The sequence below is a fragment of the Comamonas sp. MYb69 genome (assembly GCF_037479315.1).
Lineage (GTDB): Bacteria > Pseudomonadota > Gammaproteobacteria > Burkholderiales > Burkholderiaceae_C > Comamonas.
Window position 1 is genome coordinate 291,527 of the sequence record NZ_JBBGZG010000001.1, and the last position, 22,191, is coordinate 313,717.

General features: G+C 64.2%; 21 protein-coding genes. 13 read left to right on the top strand and 8 right to left on the bottom strand.

The genetic code is table 11. The annotated features are described in order from the left end of the window. The first annotated feature begins 91 nt into the window (after positions 1-91). From dbpA to WH303_RS01260, 4 genes are all read left to right on the top strand, one after another. The gene (gene dbpA / locus WH303_RS01245; RefSeq protein WP_339516315.1) at positions 92-1,501 is read left to right on the top strand and encodes an ATP-dependent RNA helicase DbpA; all 1,410 of its coding nucleotides are present in this window, start codon (positions 92-94) and stop codon (positions 1,499-1,501) included. 22 nt (positions 1,502-1,523) lie between these two features. Next, complete coding sequence (locus tag WH303_RS01250; protein WP_021024954.1) at positions 1,524-2,477, top strand: cation diffusion facilitator family transporter; 954 nt, start codon at positions 1,524-1,526, stop codon at positions 2,475-2,477. Between the two features lie 59 nt (positions 2,478-2,536). Beyond that, entirely contained in the window at positions 2,537-3,001 is a 465-nt protein-coding gene (dtd, locus tag WH303_RS01255; RefSeq protein WP_339516317.1) for a D-aminoacyl-tRNA deacylase, read from the top strand. 85 nt (positions 3,002-3,086) lie between these two features. Next, a complete protein-coding gene (locus WH303_RS01260) occupies positions 3,087-3,668 on the top strand; it encodes a sugar O-acetyltransferase (RefSeq protein ID WP_339516319.1) in 582 nt (193 codons plus the stop codon). A gap of 13 nt (positions 3,669-3,681) precedes the next feature. Here the strand turns inward: WH303_RS01260 and WH303_RS01265 are convergent, their stop codons facing one another. The 5 genes from WH303_RS01265 to WH303_RS01285 all read right to left on the bottom strand — a co-directional run bounded on the left by WH303_RS01265 (position 3,682) and on the right by WH303_RS01285 (position 7,459). Beyond that, the gene (locus WH303_RS01265; RefSeq protein ID WP_339516321.1) at positions 3,682-4,020 is read right to left on the bottom strand and encodes a DUF6616 family protein; all 339 of its coding nucleotides are present in this window, start codon (positions 4,018-4,020) and stop codon (positions 3,682-3,684) included. 14 nt (positions 4,021-4,034) lie between these two features. Beyond that, the gene (locus tag WH303_RS01270; RefSeq protein ID WP_339516323.1) at positions 4,035-4,805 is read right to left on the bottom strand and encodes a HEAT repeat domain-containing protein; all 771 of its coding nucleotides are present in this window, start codon (positions 4,803-4,805) and stop codon (positions 4,035-4,037) included. Then, positions 4,802-5,296 (bottom strand): MarR family winged helix-turn-helix transcriptional regulator, encoded by a 495-nt coding sequence (locus WH303_RS01275; protein WP_339516324.1) that lies wholly within the window; start codon positions 5,294-5,296, stop codon positions 4,802-4,804. The genes WH303_RS01270 and WH303_RS01275 overlap by 4 nt, the downstream gene beginning before the upstream one ends. A gap of 115 nt (positions 5,297-5,411) precedes the next feature. Then, the gene (locus WH303_RS01280; RefSeq protein ID WP_339516326.1) at positions 5,412-6,773 is read right to left on the bottom strand and encodes a heavy metal sensor histidine kinase; all 1,362 of its coding nucleotides are present in this window, start codon (positions 6,771-6,773) and stop codon (positions 5,412-5,414) included. Then, positions 6,770-7,459, bottom strand: a complete 690-nt coding sequence (locus WH303_RS01285; RefSeq protein WP_339516328.1) for a heavy metal response regulator transcription factor — start codon at positions 7,457-7,459, stop codon at positions 6,770-6,772. Before WH303_RS01285 ends, WH303_RS01280 begins: the two co-directional genes overlap by 4 nt. A gap of 210 nt (positions 7,460-7,669) precedes the next feature. On the opposite strand from WH303_RS01285, the gene WH303_RS01290 reads away from it, so the two are divergent. From WH303_RS01290 to WH303_RS01305, 4 genes are all read left to right on the top strand, one after another. Next, positions 7,670-9,043, top strand: a complete 1,374-nt coding sequence (locus WH303_RS01290) for a TolC family protein (RefSeq protein ID WP_339516330.1) — start codon at positions 7,670-7,672, stop codon at positions 9,041-9,043. Positions 9,044-9,047: 4 nt separating this feature from the next. Beyond that, positions 9,048-10,409: an efflux RND transporter periplasmic adaptor subunit gene (locus tag WH303_RS01295; RefSeq protein WP_339516332.1), complete on the top strand. Its 1,362-nt coding sequence runs from the start codon at positions 9,048-9,050 to the stop codon at positions 10,407-10,409. A 12-nt stretch (positions 10,410-10,421) separates the two neighbouring features. Next, positions 10,422-13,601, top strand: a complete 3,180-nt coding sequence (locus WH303_RS01300; RefSeq protein WP_339516334.1) for an efflux RND transporter permease subunit — start codon at positions 10,422-10,424, stop codon at positions 13,599-13,601. 197 nt (positions 13,602-13,798) lie between these two features. After that, positions 13,799-14,143, top strand: coding sequence for a DUF4148 domain-containing protein (locus tag WH303_RS01305; protein WP_312987821.1), 345 nt, complete (start codon positions 13,799-13,801; stop codon positions 14,141-14,143). Positions 14,144-14,217: 74 nt separating this feature from the next. Here the strand turns inward: WH303_RS01305 and cadR are convergent, their stop codons facing one another. After that, positions 14,218-14,652, bottom strand: coding sequence for a Cd(II)/Pb(II)-responsive transcriptional regulator (gene cadR, locus WH303_RS01310; RefSeq protein WP_339516339.1), 435 nt, complete (start codon positions 14,650-14,652; stop codon positions 14,218-14,220). Between the two features lie 95 nt (positions 14,653-14,747). Between cadR and WH303_RS01315 the strand changes: the two genes are divergently transcribed. Continuing rightward, entirely contained in the window at positions 14,748-17,168 is a 2,421-nt protein-coding gene (locus WH303_RS01315) for a heavy metal translocating P-type ATPase (RefSeq protein WP_445228242.1), read from the top strand. A 112-nt stretch (positions 17,169-17,280) separates the two neighbouring features. Here the strand turns inward: WH303_RS01315 and WH303_RS01320 are convergent, their stop codons facing one another. Next, the gene (locus WH303_RS01320; protein WP_339516341.1) at positions 17,281-18,390 is read right to left on the bottom strand and encodes a tetratricopeptide repeat protein; all 1,110 of its coding nucleotides are present in this window, start codon (positions 18,388-18,390) and stop codon (positions 17,281-17,283) included. Positions 18,391-18,566: 176 nt separating this feature from the next. On the opposite strand from WH303_RS01320, the gene WH303_RS01325 reads away from it, so the two are divergent. From WH303_RS01325 to WH303_RS01340, 4 genes are all read left to right on the top strand, one after another. Further along, positions 18,567-19,361: a class I SAM-dependent methyltransferase gene (locus tag WH303_RS01325; protein WP_339516343.1), complete on the top strand. Its 795-nt coding sequence runs from the start codon at positions 18,567-18,569 to the stop codon at positions 19,359-19,361. Positions 19,362-19,448: 87 nt separating this feature from the next. Next, positions 19,449-19,856, top strand: a complete 408-nt coding sequence (locus WH303_RS01330) for a hypothetical protein (protein ID WP_339516345.1) — start codon at positions 19,449-19,451, stop codon at positions 19,854-19,856. 346 nt (positions 19,857-20,202) lie between these two features. Next, a complete protein-coding gene (locus WH303_RS01335; protein ID WP_339516347.1) occupies positions 20,203-20,643 on the top strand; it encodes a hypothetical protein in 441 nt (146 codons plus the stop codon). 97 nt (positions 20,644-20,740) lie between these two features. Next, positions 20,741-21,229: a DUF2199 domain-containing protein gene (locus tag WH303_RS01340; RefSeq protein WP_339516349.1), complete on the top strand. Its 489-nt coding sequence runs from the start codon at positions 20,741-20,743 to the stop codon at positions 21,227-21,229. A 330-nt stretch (positions 21,230-21,559) separates the two neighbouring features. Here WH303_RS01340 and WH303_RS01345 read toward each other — a convergent pair whose 3' ends face one another. Beyond that, the gene (locus WH303_RS01345) at positions 21,560-22,069 is read right to left on the bottom strand and encodes a DUF1993 domain-containing protein (RefSeq protein ID WP_339516351.1); all 510 of its coding nucleotides are present in this window, start codon (positions 22,067-22,069) and stop codon (positions 21,560-21,562) included. Positions 22,070-22,191 lie beyond the last annotated feature (122 nt).

Here is a 22,191-nt window from a genome sequence, read left to right on the forward strand (position 1 = left end):
CGGCACCGGTGGCCGGCGGCGCCAAGGCCGGATTCAGGGGTACCCGCAGGGCCGCCAGCGGCTGCCAGGCCGGGCGCGGGATAATTGCGCCATGAACGCAACCACCACCACCGCCAACGCAGCGGACGCCAGCTCTTTCAGCCAACTGCCCCTGGGCCAGACCATGCAGGCCAATCTGCAGCAGCTGGGCTACACGCAGATGACGGCGATCCAGGCGGCCAGCCTGCCCTTTGCGCTGCAAGGCAAGGATGTCATTGCCCAGGCCAGCACCGGCAGCGGCAAGACGGCCGCCTTTGGCCTGGCCCTGCTCGCCCGGCTGAACCCGCGCTGGTTTGCCGTGCAATCGCTGGTGCTCTGCCCCACCCGTGAGCTGGCCGACCAGGTCGCCACCGAAATCCGCCGCCTCGCGCGCGCCGAAGAAAACATCAAGGTCGTCACCGTCTATGGCGGTGTGCCTTCGCGCAACCAGATCGCCAGCCTGGAAAACGGTGCCCACATCATCGTTGGCACCCCGGGCCGGGTTATGGACCTGATGGAGCGCGGCGTGATCGACCTGGCCGCCCTCAACACTCTGGTGCTGGACGAGGCCGACCGTATGCTGGACATGGGCTTTTATGGCGACATCGTCACCGTGGCCAGCCAATGCCCGGCCGAGCGCCAGACCCTGCTGTTCTCGGCCACCTATCCCGAGGGCATTGCCCAGCTGGCCGAGCGCTTTATGCGCGATCCGCAGACCGTCAAGGTCGCCTCGCAGCACAGCGCGCACAAGATCGCGCAGCGCTGGTACGAGGTCAAGGAATCCGAGCGCCTGCATGCCGTATCGCAGCTGCTGGCGCATTTCCGGCCCGAATCGTCCATCGCCTTTTGCAACACCAAGCAGCAGTGCCGCGACCTGGTCGAGGTGCTGCAGGCCCAGGGCGTAAGCGCCTTGGCGCTGTTTGGCGAGCTGGAACAGCGCGAGCGCGACGAGGTGCTGGTGCAGTTTGCCAACCGCAGCTGCAGCGTGCTGGTGGCCACCGATGTGGCCGCGCGCGGCCTCGATATCGCCAACCTCGCCGCCGTCATCAATGTGGACACCACGCCCGATGCCGAAGTGCATATCCACCGCATTGGCCGCACCGGCCGAGGCGATGCCGAAGGCCTGGCGCTGAGCCTGGCCAGCATGGACGAGATGGGCTCGGTCGGCAAGATCGAGCTGCTGCAAGGGCGCGAGTCGCAATGGCACCCGCTGAGCGAGCTGACCCCCGCCTCCAACCAACCCATGGTGCCAGCGATGCGCACCATCCAGATCATCGGCGGACGCAAGGAAAAGATCCGTGCCGGCGATGTGCTGGGCGCGATGACGCGCGACTTTGGCTATACCAAGGAGCAGATCGGCAAGATCAATGTGAACGACTTCTCGACCTATGTGGCCGTCAGCCGAGATATCGCCCACCAGGCGGTGGACCGGCTCAACAGCGGCCGGGTCAAGGGCAAGACTGTCAAGGCGCGCCTGCTGTAAGCCAGGCCACACCCCGCCCGCCATGAAACCTGCCTTATCCGCCGCAGCGCACAGCCGCTGGACCACGCCCGAGAACCTGCTGCGCATCTCGGTGGTGGTGGCCATTGCCACCATTGCCTTGAAGACCAGCGCCTGGGCCGTCAGCGGCTCGGTGGGCCTGCTGTCCGATGCGCTGGAATCGCTGGTCAACCTGGTGGGCGCGCTGTTTGCGCTGGGCATGGTCACCATTGCCAAGCGCCCGGCTGACGAGGGCCACCCCTATGGCCACACCAAGGCGGAGTACTTCTCGGCCGGCTTTGAGGGCCTGCTGATCTTTGGCGCGGCCATGGCCATCGTCTGGGCATCGGTGGACCGTTTGCTCCATCCCCAGCCGCTCGAGCAGCTGGGCTGGGGCATTGCGCTGTCCATGCTCAGCACGGCGCTCAACGGCGGGCTGGCCTTCGTCATGTTGCGGGCGGCCCGCGCGCACCATTCGATGGCGCTGGAAGGCGATGGCCGCCACCTGATGACCGATGTCTGGACCTCGGTCGGTGTGGTCGGCGGCTTGCTGCTGGCAATGCTGACGGGCTGGCATTGGCTCGATGCAGTGCTGGGCATTGCGGTGGCCTTGCATATCTTCAAAGAGGGTGGCCAGTTGGTCTGGCGTTCGTCGCAGGGCCTGATGGACGAGTCCATCGATGCGGAGACCCTAGCCAAGATCGAGCACTGCGTGCGCAGCTTTGAGGCGCAAACCGGCGGCGCTGTGCATTGCGACAAGCTCAGCACCCGGCGCGCCGGCGCGCTGCACTTTATCGACATGCACCTGCACATGCCCGGCGGCTGGACCCTCGCCCATGCCACCCAGCTGCGCATGCAGCTGGAGGCCGCTTTGCTGCAGGAGCTGCCGCAGGCACGTATCAGCATGGAAGTGCTGCCACTGGGCGTGCAAACCCAGACCGAGGCCGTGCAGCGCGTTGGCGATGCACCCAGCCCCTGAACCATGAACCTCGGCTGCAGCGCCCTGGCCTGCCGCCTTTCCGGAAGCAAGAATCTCCGATGATCAGCGTATTGCAACGGGTGCGCGAAGCGCGTGTTGAAGTGGACGGCCAGGTGGTCGGCCAGATCGGCCATGGCCTGCTGGCCCTCGTCTGTGCCGAGCGTGGCGACAGCCAGGCAGAAGCCGACAAGTGGTTGGCCAAGATGCTCAAGCTGCGCATCTTTCAGGACGAGGCCGGCAAGATGAACAAGAGCGTGGTCGATGTGGCCGGCGGCCTGCTGATCGTGAGCCAGTTCACGTTGGCAGCAGACACCAGCGGCGGCAACCGCCCCAGCTTTACCCAGGCCGCGCCCCCGGCCGATGGCGAGCGCCTGTACGACTATGTGGTGGCGCAGGCCCGTGCGCTGCACCCCGAGGTGGCGACCGGCCGCTTTGGCGCCGACATGAAGGTCTACCTGATGAACGACGGCCCGGTGACGATCCCGCTGCGCATTGCACCGGCCGCTGCGGCGACGGGCGCTTGAAGCCTATCCACAGCCAGGTCATCGCAGGCCAGCCATGCCTCCGCTAGACTCAGTCCTTTTGCCACCGAGAGGACGAGAGACACCGATGACCGAGATGGAAAAAGCCGCTGCCGGCCTGCTGTACGACGCCAACCATGACCCCAGCGTGCTGCAGCTGCGCGATGCCGCCAAGGAAAAGCTGTTTGCCTTCCAGCAGATCGGCGCGCACCAACGTGCCGAGCGCGAAGTGATTCTGCGCGGCCTGCTGGGAAAGCTGGGCCGCAATCCCGTGTTCGATGGCCCCTTCTTGTGCGACTACGGCTTCAACATCGAGATTGGCGATAACTTCTACACCAATGTGAACCTGGTCATCCTCGATGCCGCCAAGGTCCGCATCGGCAACAACGTCTTTATCGCGCCCAATGTCGGCCTCTACACCTCCGGTCACCCGCTCGATGCCGCGCGGCGCAACCAGGGGCTGGAATTCGCCCTGCCCATCACCATTGGCGACAACGTCTGGATTGGCGCGGGTGTGCAGGTGCTGCCCGGCGTCCGCATTGGTGCGGGCAGCGTGATTGCGGCTGGCGCCATCGTTACCAAGGATGTGCCCGAAGGCGTGGTGAGCGCCGGCAACCCGGCGCGGGTGCTGCGGGCCATCACCGACAAGGATGCACAGGCCTATGCCTGAGTAGGGCGGTTCCTCAAGCCGCTGCCAATGCTGCCAGATGGGCATCCACAGCGCCTGTACCACTGGCGGCATTCACATGCGCAAAGTACTGGTACCAGCCGCTGGCCTCGATCGCGGCCAGCAAGGCATCGCGTGCTTGTGGATCAGGAAAGCGCCAGATGCCCAGGTACTGGTGCGGGCTGGCTTGCGCGATGGCGGCATCGGCCTCTGCCAGCGACAACAGTTCAATCCCCAGGCTGGAGAGCTGCCCCAGGCCCTGGCCGATGGTGGCCAGAAACTGCTGGCGCTGTGCAGCAGGCAGCGCCTGCCAGGTGGCGTTCGGGGTGTAGAGTTCGACAAGGTAGCAAGACATGGCTGGGGCTTCTTTCAGCGAATACTGCGCAGCGCGCGTTGACAGATACGTGCGGTGCTGGGCGATGGCGTATCGCCCAGCCACTGGCTGCAGAGCTCGCGCACCCAGTCGGGCTGGTCCTTGGCGGCGTCGTTGAGCCAGTTGGCAACGGAATCCTGCACATAGATGGAGGGGTCGGCGCGCAGCGCTTGCAGCAGCGGCAGGGCCTGCGCGGGTGCCTTTTTGAGCGCGGCGATATGGGCACACCAGACGCCACGCGGGCGCAGTGCCTCACAGGCAAAGCGGCGCAGCTTGTCAGACGGTGATGCCGTCCAGGGCAGCAGCTGTGCGATGGCCTCGTCCAGAGCGCTGGCCAGGTGCGGGCGCAAGGCCATCCAGGCCCATTCGCGCACGCCAAAATGCCCATCGTCTGCCAGGCTTTCAATGGCGGCCAGGCGTGCCGGCAGGGCCAGCTCCACTTGGGCACCCACCATAAAACAGGCCCAGCCGCGCACGGTGTCTGCCGGGTGATTGCGGCATTGCGCGATGCCCTCGGGGCCCAGCGCATCCAGCAGCAGCTCGCCGATGCGGCCCATGCGCCCCAGAATACCCAGCGTGCAAGCCGCATCGGCTTGCTGCAGGGTCTGGGCAGAGAGACCGGGAAAGACGGTGCGCAGCAGCTGCGCCTGGTCCAGCGCCGTGCATTCAGCCAGCGTGGCCGTGGCGATTTCGCCGCTGGACAGTGCTTGCAGCACATCGGCGGGAATATCAGCAGCGCGGCTGGCGCCTTTGCGCGGGCTGTTCATGGCGCTGCCTGGCCCAGGTTGCGGGCCACCTTGTCCAGCAGCTGGGCCAGCTGCTGGCGCTCGCTGGCCGACAGCCCGCCGTACAACCCGGCGATCCAGTGGCTGTGCTGCGCAAACACCTGTTGGGCCAGCTGCCGGCCTTTGCCGGTGAGCCGTATGCGCAGCGCGCGGCGGTCGCTGGCCTCGGCATGGCGGGCAACCAGGCCTTCGCGCTCCAGGCCATCGAGCAGACCGGTGACGGTGGCCCGGGTCACGCCCGCACGCTCGGCCAAGGTGTTGGGCGCCAGACCATCGGGTGCCGCGTCGAGCAGGAACAGCAGCACAAAGCGCCCTTCGGACAGGCCATGCGGCGCCAGCAAGCGGGCGCAGTCGCGGTCAATGACTGCTGCCAGCGTGAGCGTCTGGAAGCAAAGGCGAATCCCTGCCACATCGGGCATGCCGCGCCGCTGGGCTTCGTCCAGCAGGGCATTGTATTTTTGGGCGAGTTGCATGGTGGCGGCAAATAGTAAGGTGGCTAATTATATGCATAAAGCGATCTGAAGTCTGGTTGCAAGCTATGGGGATGGCGGTTGGCGAAGGCGCTGTGTGGCTAGAAGCAGTGCTCCGTCACAGGACGGGCGCCACCGGCAGGATCAGCCCAAACGTCGTCTCGCCGCCCTGCGACTGGGCAAACACCGAGCCGCCATGCATCTTGGCGATGGCTTTGACAATGGCCAGGCCCAGGCCATGGTGGCGCTCGGCGTTGTGGCGCGAGGCATCGGCGCGGTAGAAGCGGTCAAACAGGTGGCGCAGGTGTTCGGGCGCAATGTCGGGCCCGGTGTTGGTCACGGAGATGACCGCATGGGCATGCTCGTGCTGCCAGCGCGTGCGAATGTCGATGCGGATCGCAGAGCCCGCCAGCGCATAGCGGGTGGCATTGCTCAGCAGGTTGGACAGCGCGCGCCGCACCAGCGGCGCATCGACCTGGGCCTGCGCGTCGCCCAGCACTTCCAGGCGCAGGTCGGCATCGAGCGCAACCGCTTCATAGAACTCGACCACATCCTGGGCCACGGCGGCCAGGCTGACGACCCCGGTCTCGCGCGCGCCCACGCCCTGGTCGGCACGCGAGAGAAACAGCATGTCGCCCACCATCGCGGCGATGCGGCGCAGGTCCTCCAGGTTGGACTCCAGCACATCGCGCAGCTCATCGACCGAGCGGGGCTTGCGCAAGACCACTTCGGTGCTGCTGATCAAGGTGGCCAGTGGCGTGTTGAGCTCGTGCGCCACATCGGCGTTGAAGGCTTCGAGCTGGCGGTAGGCATCGGCCAGGCGGTCGAGCAGGGCATTGAACTGCGTGACGATGGGCTGCAGCTCCTGGGGCAGGCCGCTGCCGCCCAGCCGGCGCTCAAAATCGCGGGCCGACAGCAGGCTGATCTGCGAGACCAGCGAGGCGATGGGCTGCAGGCTGCGCTGCACCAGCAGGCCGCCAAACAGCGCCAGCAGCAAGGAGCCGGCGACCATGGCCGCAAACAGGGTCCAGCCCAGGCCGCGCAGCAAGGCCTCGTCGGGGCGCAGGTCCATCACCAAGGTGGCGGTGGCCGCGCGCGCCTGGTGGTACTGGGGCGCAGTGATGCCGACGGCAAAACTGCGCAGCATGGTGTGGTGGCTGCTCCAATCGGCCGGGATGCTGTCGAACAGCACATGGCCCTCGTTGTCCACCACGCGGATCGCATAGTCGCCGTGGCCGGCCAGAAAATCGGTGAGCAGGTGGTCCAGCGCCTTGTCGCGGTGGGCCGTGCTGTCATCGCGCAGCACATGCATCAGCGACTGCTGCTTTTGGTCGAGCATCTCCTTTTGGCGGGCTGACAAGGTGTTGTCGAACACCAGGAACACCACCAGGCTGACGGCGCCCAGCCCCAGCATCGACAGCAGCGCCATCCAGCGCGAGAGCCGGCGCCCCAGGTGCGGTACGGCGGAGGTCGGGCTCATGGCTGGGCCCGGCTCTCCAGCACATAGCCCATGCCGCGCACGGTGTGGATCAAGGGCGCGGCAAAAGGCTGGTCCACCTTCATGCGCAGGCGCCGCACGGCCACTTCGACCACATTGGTCTCGCTGTCAAAGTTCATGTCCCAGACCTGCGAGGCCAGCTCGGTGCGCGAGAGCACCTCGCCCTGGCGGCGCAGCAGCAAGGCGAGCAGGTTGAACTCCTTGGCCGTCAGATCGAGCCGCACACCGGCGCGCACCGCCTTGCGCCGGATCAGGTCCAGCTCCAGATCGGCCTGGCGCAGCACCGTGGGCTCGGGCGACGCCGGGTAGGCCTGCGCACGGCGCAGCAGCACCTGGATGCGGGCCACCAGCTCGGAAAACGCAAAAGGCTTGATCAGGTAGTCATCGGCGCCGCTTTGCAGGCCGCGCACCCGGTCTTGCACATCGCTGCGGGCCGTCAGCATCAGCACCGGGGTGGATTTGGCCTGGCGCAGCGCTGCCAGCACCGCAAAACCGTGGATGCCCGGCAGCATGCCGTCGAGCACGACCAGGTCGTAGTCCAGCTCCATGGCCAGGTGCAGGCCATCGATGCCGTTGGTGGCGACATCGACCGTATAGCTCTCCTCGGCCAGACCTTTGCGAAGGTACTCGCCGAGCTTGGCTTCGTCTTCAATCAGCAGCAGTCTCATGGCTGCCATTGTCCCTGATGGTGTGCGCGGGCGTGGATTACAAATTTGTCATGTTCCCGTCGGCCTGGTGTTCGTTGCCGCTTTCTACAGTCGCTGGCATCGCATAGGGATACCGCCTGCAACTGGGGTCTGCGGTGCGGGCCGCCGCTGGCGGGCCCTGCGCTGCCAAGGCCAGGTTGCGCGTGGTCTGCCACCACAGGAGAAGCCGCCATGACCATCCCGCAGCCAGTCCCCACCCGGGCCGGCATCCATCCCGCCCAACCACCACGCCCTCCAGGCCATCGAGGCCCGGCATGGCCAGCCTGGCTGCTGACCGCCGCGCTGGCCAGCGCCTGGCTGCCCCAGGGCCAGGCCCAGGCCCAGGCACCCGCCCAAGGCCTGGAGCGAGCCACGGCCTCTGCGCCGGCGCAGGCCAACCCGGCGATCACGCTGGCTGCCGCCTGGGACAAAGCCCTGGCGGCCAACCCCGGTTTGCAGGCGGCCCGCCATGGCGCAGCTGCCGCCGAAGGCCTGGTGGTGCAAAGCCAGGCGCGTCCCAACCCGGAGCTGGCAGTCAGCATCGAAGACACCCGCCGCGAGACGCGCACCCACACCGTGCAGATCAACCAGCTGATCGAGCTGGGCGGCAAGCGCGAGGCACGTATGCAGCTGGCTGATACCGAAAAGTCAGCGGCCGAAGCCGGTGTCGTGGCCGCACTGGCGGCCTTGCGCTACCAGCTGCAGATCCACTTCAACGAGCTGCTGCTAGCCCAGCAGCGGGTGCACTTTGCGACCCAGACCCATGCGCTGGCGACCCAGGCGCTGGATGCCGCCAACAAGCGCGTACAGGCCGGCAAGGCTCCGCCGCTGGAGGCCAGCCGCGCCCAAGTGGCGCAGGCCAATGCGGCGATGGAGCTGGAGCAGGCGCGCTCATTGACCGGCGTGGCGCAGCACAACCTGGCCGCGCTCTGGGGCGGGCGCGGTACGGAGCTGGGGCTGGCGAGCGGCGACTTTTTGACCACCACGGCGGCCCCGACTGCCGAGCAGCTGGACCAGCGCCTCGATGAGGCGCCCGCCATGGTGCTGGCGCAGCGCGCGCTGGCGCAAAGCCAGGCCACATCGGCGCTGGAGCGCGCCAAACGCGTGCAGGACCCTACCGTGAGCCTGGGCGTCAAGCGCGCGCAGGATGTGGGCCGCAACCAGGTGTTTGTTGGCGTCAGCATCCCCTTGCCGCTGTTTGACCGCAATGCCGGCAACCAGCTGCAGGCGCTGCGCAAGGTGGACCAGGCCGAGCAGCAGCTGCAGGACCAGCGCCTGCAGCTGCAGGCCCAGGTGTTTGCCGCCCGCCAGCAGTGGCTCAGCAGCAACCAGCAGGTGGCGCTGCTGCAAAGCCAGGTGATCCCCACGGCGCAGTCGGCCTATGACCTGGCGGTGCGTGGCTTCTCGCTGGGCAAGTTCAGCTTTCTGGATGTGCTCGACGCCCAGCGCAGCCTGTTTGACAGCCAGCGCCAACTGCTGGACCAGCTGATGACCTCGCACCGCGCCCGTGCGGAGATTGAACGCATCTTTGGCACGCCAGCGCTGGCGGCCGCTACAGGAACCTGAACCCATGTCCGAGAAAACCCCATTCGATACCTCGCTCCGCTCATCCAAACAGTGGATCGCCGCGGCGGTGATGGCCGCTGCCGGTGTGGCCGGCGGCGCCTATTTGTTGCGGGGCCCTGGCACGGCGGCCGCGCCGGCTGCAGCGGCATCGGGCCATGCCGATGCCCAGCCCCACAAGGATGGCGAGCACCATGGCGAAGCCGCTGCCAAGGAGAGTGCGCACCAGGAGTCGGACCAACATGCCGATGGGGAGCACCACGACGAAAAGGCCGAGGCTGGCAGCCAGAACGGGCACGCCGACGCCGCAGGCGGGCAACATGCCGAGGGCGAAGAAGAGGCTGAGGGCCTGGTCAAGCTCAGTGCGGCGCAGGCCAAAAAGGCTGGCGTGGTGCTGGCCCAGGCGGGCCCGGCATCGATCAAAAAGCAGGTGCTGCTGCCCGGCGAGATCCGCTTTGACGAAGACCGCACCGCGCACGTGGTGCCGCGCGTAGCGGGTGTCGTGGCCTCCGTCCACGCCCAGCTGGGCGAGCAGGTGGCCAAGGGGCAGCTGCTGGCCGTCATTCAGAGCCCGGCAGTGTCGGACCAGCGCAGCGAGCTGCAAACGGCGCAGCGGCGGCTGGCCTTTGCCAAGAGCAGCTACGCGCGCGAAAAGCAGCTGTGGCAGGAGCGGATATCTGCTGAGCAGGACTACCAGGCAGCGCGCCAAGCGCTGCAGGAGGCCGAAATTGCCGTGGCCAATGCCGCGCAAAAGCTGTCCGCCATTGGGGCGGGCGCGGCTGGCGCCAGCCGCTATGAGCTGCGTGCGCCACTGGCCGGCATGGTGGTGGAGAAGCACCTGACCGTGGGCGAGTCGGTCACCGACAGCACCGCCTCGTTCACCGTGTCGGACCTGCGCTCGGTCTGGGCCGAGATCAGCGTGGCCGCGCCGCAATTGCCCGATGTGCGCATGGGCGCGCCGGTCGTCGTGCGCGCCACGGCCTTTGACGCCGAGGCCGAAGGCCGGATTGCCTATGTGGGTGCGTTGATTGGCGCGCAAACCCGCACGGCACCGGCCCGCGTGGCGCTGGCCAACCCGCAAGGCGTGTGGCGGCCTGGCCTGTTTGTGGATGTGGAAGTTCTCGCATCTGAATCGCCCGTCCCCATTGCGGTGGACGCCAAGGCCATCCAGCGGCCCGATGGCAAAGAGAGCGTGGTGTTTGTACCGGCCGAGGGCGGCTACCGGGCCCAGGTGGTTGAGCTGGGTGCGACGGATGGCAAGACCACCGAAGTCAAGTCGGGCCTGCAAGCCGGGCAGCGCTACATCAAGCAGGGCTCCTTCATGCTGCGCGCCGAGCTGGGCAAGGCCTCTGCCGAGCACGCGCATTGATCGGGAGCCCGCATGTTTGAACGCATCATCCGTTTTTCCATCGAGCAGCGCTGGCTGGTCATCCTGGCGGTGTTCGCCATGGCTGCGCTGGGCGTATTCAGCTACCAGCGCCTGTCCATCGATGCCGTGCCCGACATCACCAATGTGCAGGTCCAGATCAACACCCAGGCGCCGGGCTATTCGCCGCTGGAGACCGAGCAGCGCATCACCTATCCCATCGAGACCGTGATGGCCGGCTTGCCCCACCTGGAGCAGACCCGTTCGCTGTCACGCTACGGACTGTCACAGGTGACGGTCATCTTCAAGGACGGCACCGACATCTACTTTGCCCGCCAGCTGGTCAATGAGCGCATCCAGGAAGCGCGCGAGAAGCTGCCGCCCGGTATTGCGCCGAGCATCGGCCCCATTTCCACGGGTCTGGGCGAAATCTACCTGTGGACGGTGGAGGCGGAAGATAGCGCCAAAAAGCCTGATGGCACGCCCTACACCCCCATGGACCTGCGCGAGATCCAGGACTGGGTCATCAAACCCCAGCTGCGCAATGTGCCCGGCGTGACCGAGATCAACTCCATTGGCGGCTTTGCCAAGGAGTACCTGGTGGCGCCCCGGCCGGACAAGCTCGCGTCCTATGGCATCTCGATGGACAAGCTGGTCGCAGCACTGCAGAGCAACAACACCAATGTGGGGGCGGGCTATATCGAGCGCGAAGGCGAGCAGTACCTGATCCGCGCGCCCGGCCAGGTCAAGGGCATTGCGGACATCCAGGAAGTGATTGTGGGCAGCACCCAAGGCCAGCCCGTGCGCGTGCGCGACCTGGCCGAGGTGAGCCTGGGCCGCGAGCTGCGCACGGGCGCTGCCACCGACAACGGCCGCGAGGTGGTGCTGGGCACCGTGTTCATGCTGATCGGGGAGAACAGCCGCATCGTCTCCAAGGCGGTGGATGCGCGCATGGAGTCGATCCGCAAGACCTTGCCCGAAGGCGTGAAGATCGTGACCGTCTACGACCGCACCACCTTGGTGGAAAAAGCCATTGCGACGGTGAAGAAAAACCTGGTCGAAGGTGCGGCGCTGGTAGTGGTGGTGCTGTTCCTGTTCCTGGGCAATATCCGCGCTGCGCTGATCACGGCGCTGATCATTCCGCTATCGATGCTGTTCACCTTTACGGGCATGGTGAAGTGGGGCATCAGCGCCAACCTGATGAGCCTGGGCGCGCTGGATTTCGGCATCATCATCGACGGGGCGGTGGTGATTGTGGAGAACTGCGTGCGGCGCCTGGCGCATGCGCAGGAGCGCAAGGGCAGCCCGCTCTCGCGCAGCGAGCGCTTTCATGAGGTGTTTGCCGCCGCCAAGGAATCGCGCCGTCCGCTGCTGTTTGGCCAGCTGATCATCATGGTGGTCTATCTGCCGATCTTTGCGCTGACGGGGGTGGAGGGCAAGATGTTCCACCCGATGGCGCTGACCGTGGTGCTGGCCCTGGTGGGCGCGATGCTGCTGTCCATCACCTTTATCCCGGCGGCCATTGCCTTGTTCATTGGCAGCAAGGTAGGCGAGAAGGAGAACCGCCTGATGACCTGGGCACGCAAGGCCTACGAGCCCTTGCTGGCGCGGGTGATGCGCATGCCGGTGGTGGTGCTGACGGCGGCTGTCGTTTCGGTGGCCCTGAGCCTGCTGCTGGCCTCGCGCCTGGGCAGCGAGTTTGCGCCCAACCTCAACGAGGGCGACTTTGCGATCCAGGCGCTGCGGGTGCCGGGCACGAGCCTCACGCAATCGCTGGAGATGCAAATGCAGATCGAGCGCGCGCTCAAGGACCAGGTGCCCGAGATCGAGCGCGTGTTTGCCCGCACCGGCACGGCCGAGATTGCCTCGGACCCGATGCCGCCCAATATCTCGGATGGCTACATCATGCTCAAGCCGCGTGCGCAATGGCCGGATCCGCAGCGCAGCCGCGAGGACCTGCTCGCCCAGGTGCAGGAGGTGGTCGAGGCGATACCGGGCAGCAACTACGAGTTCTCGCAACCGATCCAGCTGCGCTTCAACGAGCTGATATCGGGCGTGCGCAGCGATGTGGCGGTCAAGGTGTTTGGCGATGACATGCAGGTGCTCGAACGCACGGCCCAATCGATTGCCGCCATGCTGCAGAAGGTGCCCGGCGCCTCCGAGGTGAAGGTGGAGCAGACCACGGGCCTGCCGATGCTCACCGTGCAGGTGGACCGGGAAAAGGCATCGCGCTATGGCCTGAACATGGGCGATGTGCAGCAGACCATTGCCACGGCTGTGGGCGGCCAAGAGGCCGGCACGGTGTTTGAAGGCGACCGGCGCTTTGACATCCAGGTGCGCCTGCCCGAGGCGCTGCGCAGCGATCTGGCCGCGCTGGAGCGCCTGCCCATTGCGCTGCCGCAGCAAGAAGGCAGCCGCCTGGGCTTTGTGCCCTTGTCAGCGGTGGCCAGCTTTGCGCTGTCGCCCGGGCCTAACCAGGTCAGCCGTGAGGATGGCAAGCGCAGCATTGTGGTGAGCGCCAATGTGCGCGGCCGCGATATCGGCTCCTTTGTCGAGCAGGCGCAGCAGGACCTGGGAGCGATGGCCCTGCCCAGCGGCTACTGGACGCGTTGGGGCGGCACCTTCGAGAACATGCAATCGGCCCAGCAGCGGCTGCAGATTGTCGTGCCCGTCGCGCTGCTGCTGGTGTTCACCTTGCTGTTTGCGATGTTCAACAACGTGCGCGACGGTCTGATCGTCTTTACCGGCATTCCGTTTGCACTGACTGGCGGCATTCTGGCGCTGTGGCTGCGCGGTATTCCGCTGTCCATCTCTGCGGCGATTGGCTTCATCGCCCTGTCCGGCGTGGCCGTGCTGAACGGCCTGGTGATGATCTCGTCGATCCGCGCGCTGCGCGAGGGTGGGCTGGCCGTTCCCGATGCCGTGCACACCGGAGCGCTGTCGCGCCTGCGGCCCGTGCTGATGACGGCCCTGGTCGCATCGCTGGGCTTTGTGCCGATGGCCATTGCGACCGGCACGGGTGCCGAGGTGCAGCGCCCCTTGGCCACCGTGGTGATTGGCGGCATCCTGTCGTCGACGGTGCTCACCTTGCTGGTGCTGCCGCTGCTCTACCGCCTGGTGCACCGGCACGATCCGTCGGAGGATGAGTTGGACGACAAAGAGGGCGCTGACAAGCCCGCTGCGCACCCGGCCTGAGCCTTCCAAACGCAGTGACAGCAAAGCCATGGCCCAGCCCGCCATGGCTTTGTTGTATCTGCTATTTAAGCGGCCTGCGCATTGCAGCAATGTCATCTTGCTGTGGGGCTTTGGTCAGCGTGTTTTTTCAACAATGGAGCCATCTCGAATGCAGTCGCAGCGAGAGTACTTCCACTCCTATGAAAGGCATTGCAACCATGCAAAAGACACGCACCTCCACCCTGTTGTCCCTGGCTTTCGCAGCCCTGTCGCTGGGCATGCTGGGCAACGCATCGGCCAGCGCTACCTTGCACTCGGCCCCGACGGAAAAGGGCTACGAGCTCTACCCCGAACATGCCCAGCCAGGCAAAAGCCGCGCGCAGGTGCAGGCGGAGACCATCGAGGCGCTGCAAAAGCGCGGCCCCAACGCCTTGCGCAGCAGCAACTACCCGCCCGCGCCTGTCGCCTCCGGCCCAGGCAAGACGCGCCAGCAGGTGATCGATGCCTACACCAGCGAGACGCCGGCGGAGCGAAAGGCCCGCTTGCAAATGTTCCGTGGCTAACTGCAGCCGGGCTCTAAAAGGTGGCGCAGTGCGCCACCTTTTTTTGCGCCCTCTGATCTCCCGCGACCAGGCCTTTAGCGCACATGCAGATGGTGCTTCACGGGGGGCGCCGCAGGCGGCTCGGCCAGGCCGGCGAGGATGCCGCAGTGCTCCACATCCTGGGTGCCCCGGCAGCGGTCACGCAGGGCGATCAGCTGGGCTTCCAGCCCGCGCAGCTCCTGGATGCGCAGGGCGACGTGGCCGATATGCGCTTCAAGCAGCTTGTCGACGGTTTCGGCGCAGTCCTGGGCCGGCTCGTCCTTGTAGCGCAGCAGCTCGCGCACTTCGTCCAGCGACATCTGCAGCCCCCGGCAGTTGCGGATGAACTGCAGGCGCTCCAGGTGCTGCTCTTCGTAGACGCGGTAGTTGCTGGCGGTGCGCGTGGGCTGCGGCAGCAGGCCTTCGCGCTCGTAGTAGCGGATGGTTTCCACGGGCGTCGCCGAGGCCGTGGCCAGTTCACCGATTTTCATGTCATTGCCCTCATGTCCATACGGAGTCTAGCGATTTAGGCTTGACATTGTAGTTACTACAGGGTTTTTAATCGAAGCAACAGGGAGCACGCTCAATGACCCAAACGAATACCAACCCAGTCACTGCCCATTCCGACACCGCGCAGCGCCATTCCCATGGCCATGCAGCGGCATCCTGCTGCGCCGGCAAAGACCAGCAGGCCGCGGCCGTGGGCGCCAAGGGGCACGACCATAGGCACGATCACGGCCATAGCCACGACAAGGGTCACGATCACAGCCATGGTCACGACCATGCGCATTCGCATGCCCATGCCCCAGCCGCAACAGCTGCAGCGCATGCGCATAGCGACTGCTGCAGCCCCGACCTGGGCGCTGCCGCCCAGGCCAGCTCGGCCTTGAAGGCCGATGAGGGCGCCTTGCTACTGCGCATTCCCGCGATGGACTGCCCGGTGGAAGAGGGGCAGATTCGGCAGATTCTCGAAGGCGCGGCGGGCGTCAGGCTGCTGCAGTTTGACCTGCCTGCCCGCACCCTGCGGGTCGAAGCCGACCCGCAGCAATGGGCGGCAGTGACGGAGAAGATCCAGGCTGCAGGCTTTAGCACCGAGACGCTGTCGGCCCCGCCGGCTGCTGCCGATGTGCAGAAGGCGCAACGCCGGGAGCTCTACCGCCTGATTGCCGCGCTGGTGGTGGCAGCCACCGCCGAGCTGCTGCACCTGCTGACGCCCGAAACCTCGGTCTGGCGCATGGTCGGCATGGCGGTGGCCGCACTGGCCATTGCACTGTCGGGCCTGGGCGTGTTCAAAAAAGGCCTGTCGGCCTTGCTGCGCGGCCAGCTGGGCATCAATGCGCTGATGAGCGTGGCGGTGATAGGCGCCTTTGTGATCGGCCAGTGGCCAGAGGCGGCCATGGTGATGGCGCTGTACTCGCTGGCCGAGCTGATCGAGGCGCGCTCGGTGGACCGCGCACGCAATGCGATTGCCCAATTGTTGGCGCTGTCGCCGCCGCAGATCGAGGCCAAGCAGGCCGATGGCAGCTGGCAGATCCAGGACGCCAAGACAGTGGCGGTTGGCACCCTGGCGCGGGTCAAGCCCGGCGAGCGCTTTGCGCTGGATGGCGTGGTGACCAGCGGCCAAAGCGCGGTGGACCAGTCCTCCGTCACCGGCGAGAGCATTCCGGTGGACAAGGCACCGGGCGACCCGGTGTTTGCCGGCACCATCAACCAAAGCGGCTCGCTGGAGTTCGAGGTCAGCAAGCTGTCGACCGACACCGTGCTGGCCCGCATCATCCACGCGGTGGAGCAGGCCCAGGGCCAGCGCGCGCCCACGCAGCGTTTTGTGGATAGCTTTGCCCGCATCTACACCCCCGCTGTGTTTGTGCTGGCCGTCGCAGTCGCGGTGCTGCCGCCTCTGATGCTGGACTGGCCCTGGCTGACCGCCATCTACAAGGCCTTGGTGCTGCTGGTCATCGCCTGTCCTTGCGCGCTGGTGATCTCCACGCCAGTGACCGTTGTCAGCGGCCTGTCTGCTGCCGCCCGCAGGGGCATTCTGGTCAAGGGCGGCGCCTATCTGGAAGAGGCGCGCAAGCTGCGCGTCGTCGCCCTGGACAAGACCGGCACCATCACCGCCGGCACCCCTCAGCTGGTGCAGACGCGCATGCTGTCGACCAGCACCGATGCCCCCCAGATCGAGCGCATCGCCAAAAGCCTGGCCGCGCGCTCGGACCACCCGGTATCGAAGGCGGTTGCTGCCGGTATCGATGGTGAGGCGCTGGAGGTGGGCAACTTTGCCGCCGAGCTGGGCCGTGGCGTCAAAGGCGATATCGGTGGCCACAGCTATGTGCTGGGCAACCACCGCTGGATCCATGAGCGCGGCCAGTGCTCTGCCGAGGTGGAGGCGCTGATGCTGGCGATGGAGGAGCAGGGCCAGACCGTCTCGGTGCTGGCCAGCGCGCAAGGCGTGCTGGGCCTGTTTGCGGTGGCCGACACCACCAAGGAATCGAGCAAGCAGGCGATTGCTGAATTGAAGGCCCTGGGCATCCGCACGGTGATGCTGACCGGCGACAACGAAGCCACCGCCCGCGCCATTGCCGCGCAAGTGGGCATCGATGAGGTCAAGGCCAACCTGCTGCCCGAGGACAAGCTCCAGGTCATCAACGGCCTGGTGGCCCAGCAGCCGACCGGCATGGTGGGCGACGGCGTCAACGACTCGCCCAGCCTGGCCGCCGCCTCCATCGGCTTCTCGATGGGCGGCGCCGGCACCGACATCGCCAAGGAGGCTGCCGACATCCTCATCATGAACGACGACCTGCGCCGCGTGCCCGAGACGGTGCTGCTGTCCAAGCGCACCTACGCCATCCTGTGGCAGAACATCATCTTCGCGCTGGGCATCAAGGCGGTGTTTTTTGCGCTGGCGGTGTTTGGCAATGCCTCGATGTGGATGGCGGTGTTTGCCGATATGGGGGCGAGTCTGCTGGTGGTGTTCAATGGGCTGCGGTTGATGCGGGTGCCTAAAAAATAGGCTGTCGCACAGGGGCGCTTGAGCAAGCCCAGGCCCCGGTGGTTGCGCCATCGCAGGGTGCGAACTGAAAGAGGCACCGCAGCGCAACAAGCGCCGATGCCCCCCGGTGTGGTCAGCGCGAACGTCCTGCCGCCGCCCAGGTGATCAGCTTGGCGATAGCCACAGCCGGCAGCACGATGAACACATAAGAGACGGACCGCGCCAGGCGAGAGCCTCCAATGTGCCGAGCGATAGCAGGGCCATGGCGGTAATACCAGCGAATGAATGCCTTGCCAAACGCAGTGCGGACCAGCATGGTGTCCCGGAAAGACCGGAGGAATGTGACATTTGGGTGCTGTGCGCTGCCCATGGTTGCAGTGATCACAAAGCAATACGAGGATTTTCTTTTTGGATAGGGGAGTTGGTAGCCGGGCTCCAGCGCTACGAGCTTCTCTGCATATAAATTGAAAATAACGCGCAGCTCTTTCTCGTAATCATCGTTGAGATGTTTGACGGTCGTGGCATTGCCATTGGCAGGATCTTTGAATTTGATGCCTGAAATATTGTCACTGCATATCTGGACAATATTTTTGAGGATCTGGGTGTCCTTGGGGTTGTAGCTGTGCGCGGTTTCGAGCAGCGAAATAATCTCTCGGCACAGTGTCAAATGACTGGCCCATGCGCCATGGGCCGCGACAAGCCTTGCAATGATGCTGCTTGCCATTTGGTAATTGGTAGCGCCAACACTTGCCATGTCCCTTGCAGCTGCTGCTTTCATATCGGCGACCTTATCAGGGGGCGATAATTTAATGGCTTGTGCAATGGCAACCTGCATTTCTTTCAGGTGTTGAAAGCTCCCGTTGCCCATCGCGCCAGCGGCCTTCCCCTTGCCATACCAGGCATCCGCATTGCGAGGCTCTATCTCCAATACCTTGGTGTAATAGCCGTAGGCTTCTGAAAAATTTCTCGCTGCCAAAGCGACATGCGCCAGCTCCATAAAAGTGGATGCGCTGCCAGAAATCAATCGAATGGCTTGTCTCACGACGACATCGACACCACAGTACATGCATTTGACGATGTCGTGGTCATCAGGTACTTGGAGCTTTCCCGAGCAGGAAGGGCATAGGGCAGGCACAAATGGCATAAACTCTTTCGATATCTTCAAGTGTTCGGGGCAGCAGCGAGGAGTCTGGAATTCCTCCAAATGGCTTATGTTCCGATCTTCGTCGCGGCGGACATTCAATCATTTCCCGCCTAATGCCGGAGTGGGTGCAAGCTTTGGTTGGTTTCGCTTATAGATAGAGAAGCAGCGCATTGGACCCCGGGCGCTGGATAGTCTACCGCTGGCTGGGCGGGCCCATGGCACGCGGACAATCCCGTATTTGGACCATGCATTCTGCCGAGATGCTGAAGAGCCCCATGACAGATCCCATCGACCTACTCACCCACAACCAAGCCGCCTGGAACCGTCAGGCCGCGCAAGGCTGCGCATGGTCGGCCCCGGTCAGCGCTGAAGCGATTGCAACAGCCCGCGCGGGCGACTGGAGTGCCGCCCGCCTCACGCCCGGGCCCTTGCCCGCAGGGTGGTTGGACCAGGTGCGCGGTCGGCGCATTCTGTGCCTGGCAGCCGGAGGCGGGCAGCAAGCCCCCATCCTGTCAGCGGCGGGCGCCGATGTGACCGTGTTCGATTTCTCCGAAGGGCAGCTGGACCAAGACCGCAAGGTTGCCGCCAGAGAGGACCTGGACCTGCGCTGTGTGCAGGGCGATATGCGTGATCTCTCCGTCTTTGCCAACGCCAGCTTTGACGTCATCTTCCACCCCATCTCCAACCTCTATATCCCCGATGTGCGCCCGGTCTGGCGCGAATGCACGCGCGTTCTGGCGCCGCGTGGCGAGCTGCTGTCTAGCTTTTGGAACCCTGTGGTCTTTGTCGCCGACCGCGACCCGGCCTTGACGGCCCAGGGGCTTGTGCGCCCCAACCGCCGGCTGCCCTTTTCCGACTTAGCGCACTTGTCTGCTGAAGACCTGGCCGCCAAGCGCGAGCGCGGCGAGGCCCTGGTGTTTGGCCATACGCTGGCAGACCAGATTGGCGGCCAGCTGAATGCGGGCTTGGTGCTCACCGGCTTCCATGAGGACTGGCAGCCTCATCCGCGCTTTGTGGTGGAGAATGTGATTCCGACTTTTATTGCTACCAGGGCGTTGAAGCTCGGATGATCAATCATTCGCTTGCCACCTGCATCACAGGCCGATGCCTATTGACGTGTAGCTTGGTCAGCAGAAGCCACTTTGAGGAGCGACATGATGTCAGCAAACTCCGGGAAGCCCGTCTTTTACCCAAGCCAGATGGCTCGTGAAGCCCTCGCAACTCGGTTTGGGTTGCCATTTCACTACAGCATGCAGGATTGGGAATGGGAGGTTGCAGATGTGAAGCGCTTCGATGAGTTTTTTGAGGCCTATCGAGCAGAGGGCGTCACGGATGCGGAGCGATATTCCCTGATGGAGATCATGATTCAGTGTGTCGAGGAAATGCCTTTGTCTTTGTTTGATTCCGCTTGGCAGCGTATTAAACTGTCCTTGTTAGCCAGACCTGAAATTCACGCTTCAACCATTTCATACTGGGCCTGCCTTGAAGACATTGGGCCGGAGGCGGAGTTTGAAGTTTCTAGGAACATGCGCCGGATATGGCGCATGATTTCTGACCAGATGTGAGACGCCCACCTGTCATAGAAGACCAGTGGTCTAAGCCGAGAGCTGCTTGAACACCAACGAAACAATCACCCCACCAAACCCATTGGGCATCGTGCCTTCAATCGCATGTACCGATAGACTGCCGCGAATGAAAACGAGCCCTTCAGCCCACGGGGTCAGGGTTGTCCAGGTTGAGGAGCTGCGGGGCCATCTGGTTGCGCAAGGCTGACACGATAAAGATCGCAGCGGTCCGTCAGAGGCACCTAGCATATGGCAGGGGTCTGATCCGGTGGGGGTGTATGGATAGCGGTTATTGCGAGGTGGGGCTCCAAGCCATAAGCGCGCGAGGTCGATAGACTTGGCAGCCATGCGCCTTCCGACTTTTGAAGAAATCAACATCCATGATTCGCTGGATGAGCGTTTTGCCGCCCAGATGTTCTTGGGGAAGAGCATTGCCGAGGCCGTCGAGATGTTTCGGGCGCATTCCATGCCATGCGCTGAAGCGCTCGCCGATATGGGGCCGCAAGCACGTGTTTTTTATTTGGCGGCCTACCTGCAGTATCTGGCCTCGGAGGACTCTAGAGGTGATACCGATGCGGCCGCTGGTTTGACCCGTGTTGCACAGGAAGTCATGGGGTCAGGCATGGACAGCGGGGAGATTCAAAAACAGCTTCTGGCAGCACTTGAAAGAATTCATTCCCAGTTTGCAAGATATGCCCCTGATCGGCTGACACAGCGCATCTACCACCAGGTGCCCGCAGATGTTCGGCGGACCATTCGTATGCTGCGCTTGCGCATGGATACTTAGCTGCCCATTTTGTATGGCTGTCGTTTGTTGTAGTCGATGGACGAGCCTCATCAGTTGCTTTTTCCACCCCTTGGCTTTTGAAGCATGGAGACGGATGATGTCCTTTGAATTTTTATGCGCCTCATGCGGTGAGGTGCACCAGGGGATGCCTTCCTTTGGCGTACTCACCCCGTTCAGTTATGACGATATACCGCCCAATGAGCGCGCGACGCGCTGCACACTCTCAACAGATACCTGCACTGTTGATGGCAGATTCTTTTTTGTCCGTGCGTGCCTTGAGATTCCTGTTCAAGGGGAGCCCGAGCCTTTTTCCTGGGGGGTTTGGGTATCGCTCAGTGCCGAGAGCTACAACCAATGGCTTGAATTTGAGTTCATTGATAAACGCTCGCATATTGGACCATTCTTTGGATGGCTCAACACAGACTTGATGCCCTATCCAGACACATTGAACCTCAAGACGCGGGTGCATCTTCGCGATGACGGGATTGGCCTTTTATTGAGCTGGAGCCCACCGAACACCCGCTTGCCATCGAACAGCGGCAAGGCATTTCGGTGGACCGTGTCGCAGAACTGTATGCAATGGTGATGCACGATCCGTCGTCATGACCTGACAGGGCTGACGGCCGCGATGGCCACTCGTACATGCCATCTTCTGCGCATCCCAAGGCACCCATAACAGGTCCCATTGACCTTCTCGCCCGTAGCCTAAGCCGCCTGGATCCGCCAGGTCGCGCAACGCTGCGCATGATGGGCCTTGGTCAGTGCAGAAAGGATTGCAACCGCCCGCGCTGGCAACCAGAGTGCCGCCCGCCTCAGGCCATGGCCATTGCCTGTTGGGTATCCAGGGCATGTGCGCGATCGGCGCAACGATGCCCTAGTGCCATCGAGCAACCGTAACCGAGCGGCGCCGCGCAGGTTAATACGCACCCATATAGTCGCGCTTGCCCACCTCCACACCGTTGTGGCGCAGGATGGCATAGGCGGTGGTCACATGGAAGAAAAACTGCGGCAGACCATAGTGCAGAAGGTAGGCGCTGGCGGTCAGCTTCTTTTCCTTGGGCGTGCCGGGGCGCAATACGATGTCGCGGCTTTCGCTGAGATCGAATTGCGCGGCTTGGAAGGATGCGAGATGGGCCAGCGCCTTGGCGATCAAGGCTTGCAGGTCGGCGAAGCTGGTCTCCGTGTCGGGCCAGGAAGGTACTTCGGCACCCGCCAGGCGCGAAGCAATGCCCTTGGAGAAGTCCGAGGCGATCTGCACCTGACGGACGAGCGGAAACATGTCGGGAAACAGCCGCGCCTGCAGCAGCGCATTGGGGTCGATATTGCGTTGCGCCGCGTGGTCTTCGGCTTTCTTGAGCACATCGGACAGCGCACGCAGCATCTGCTGCATGACGGGAATGGAGGCGGTGTACAGCGGGCTGGTCATAGGGGGTTCACTTTTCAGAAGGGGCGCGATGGCCGAGGTGGGGCTGGCAGGGATCCTGCCGGCCATGGAAGGCTAACAGCAAAAGAACACAGCATCATGCGTGGTGCCGTTACAGGCTTGCG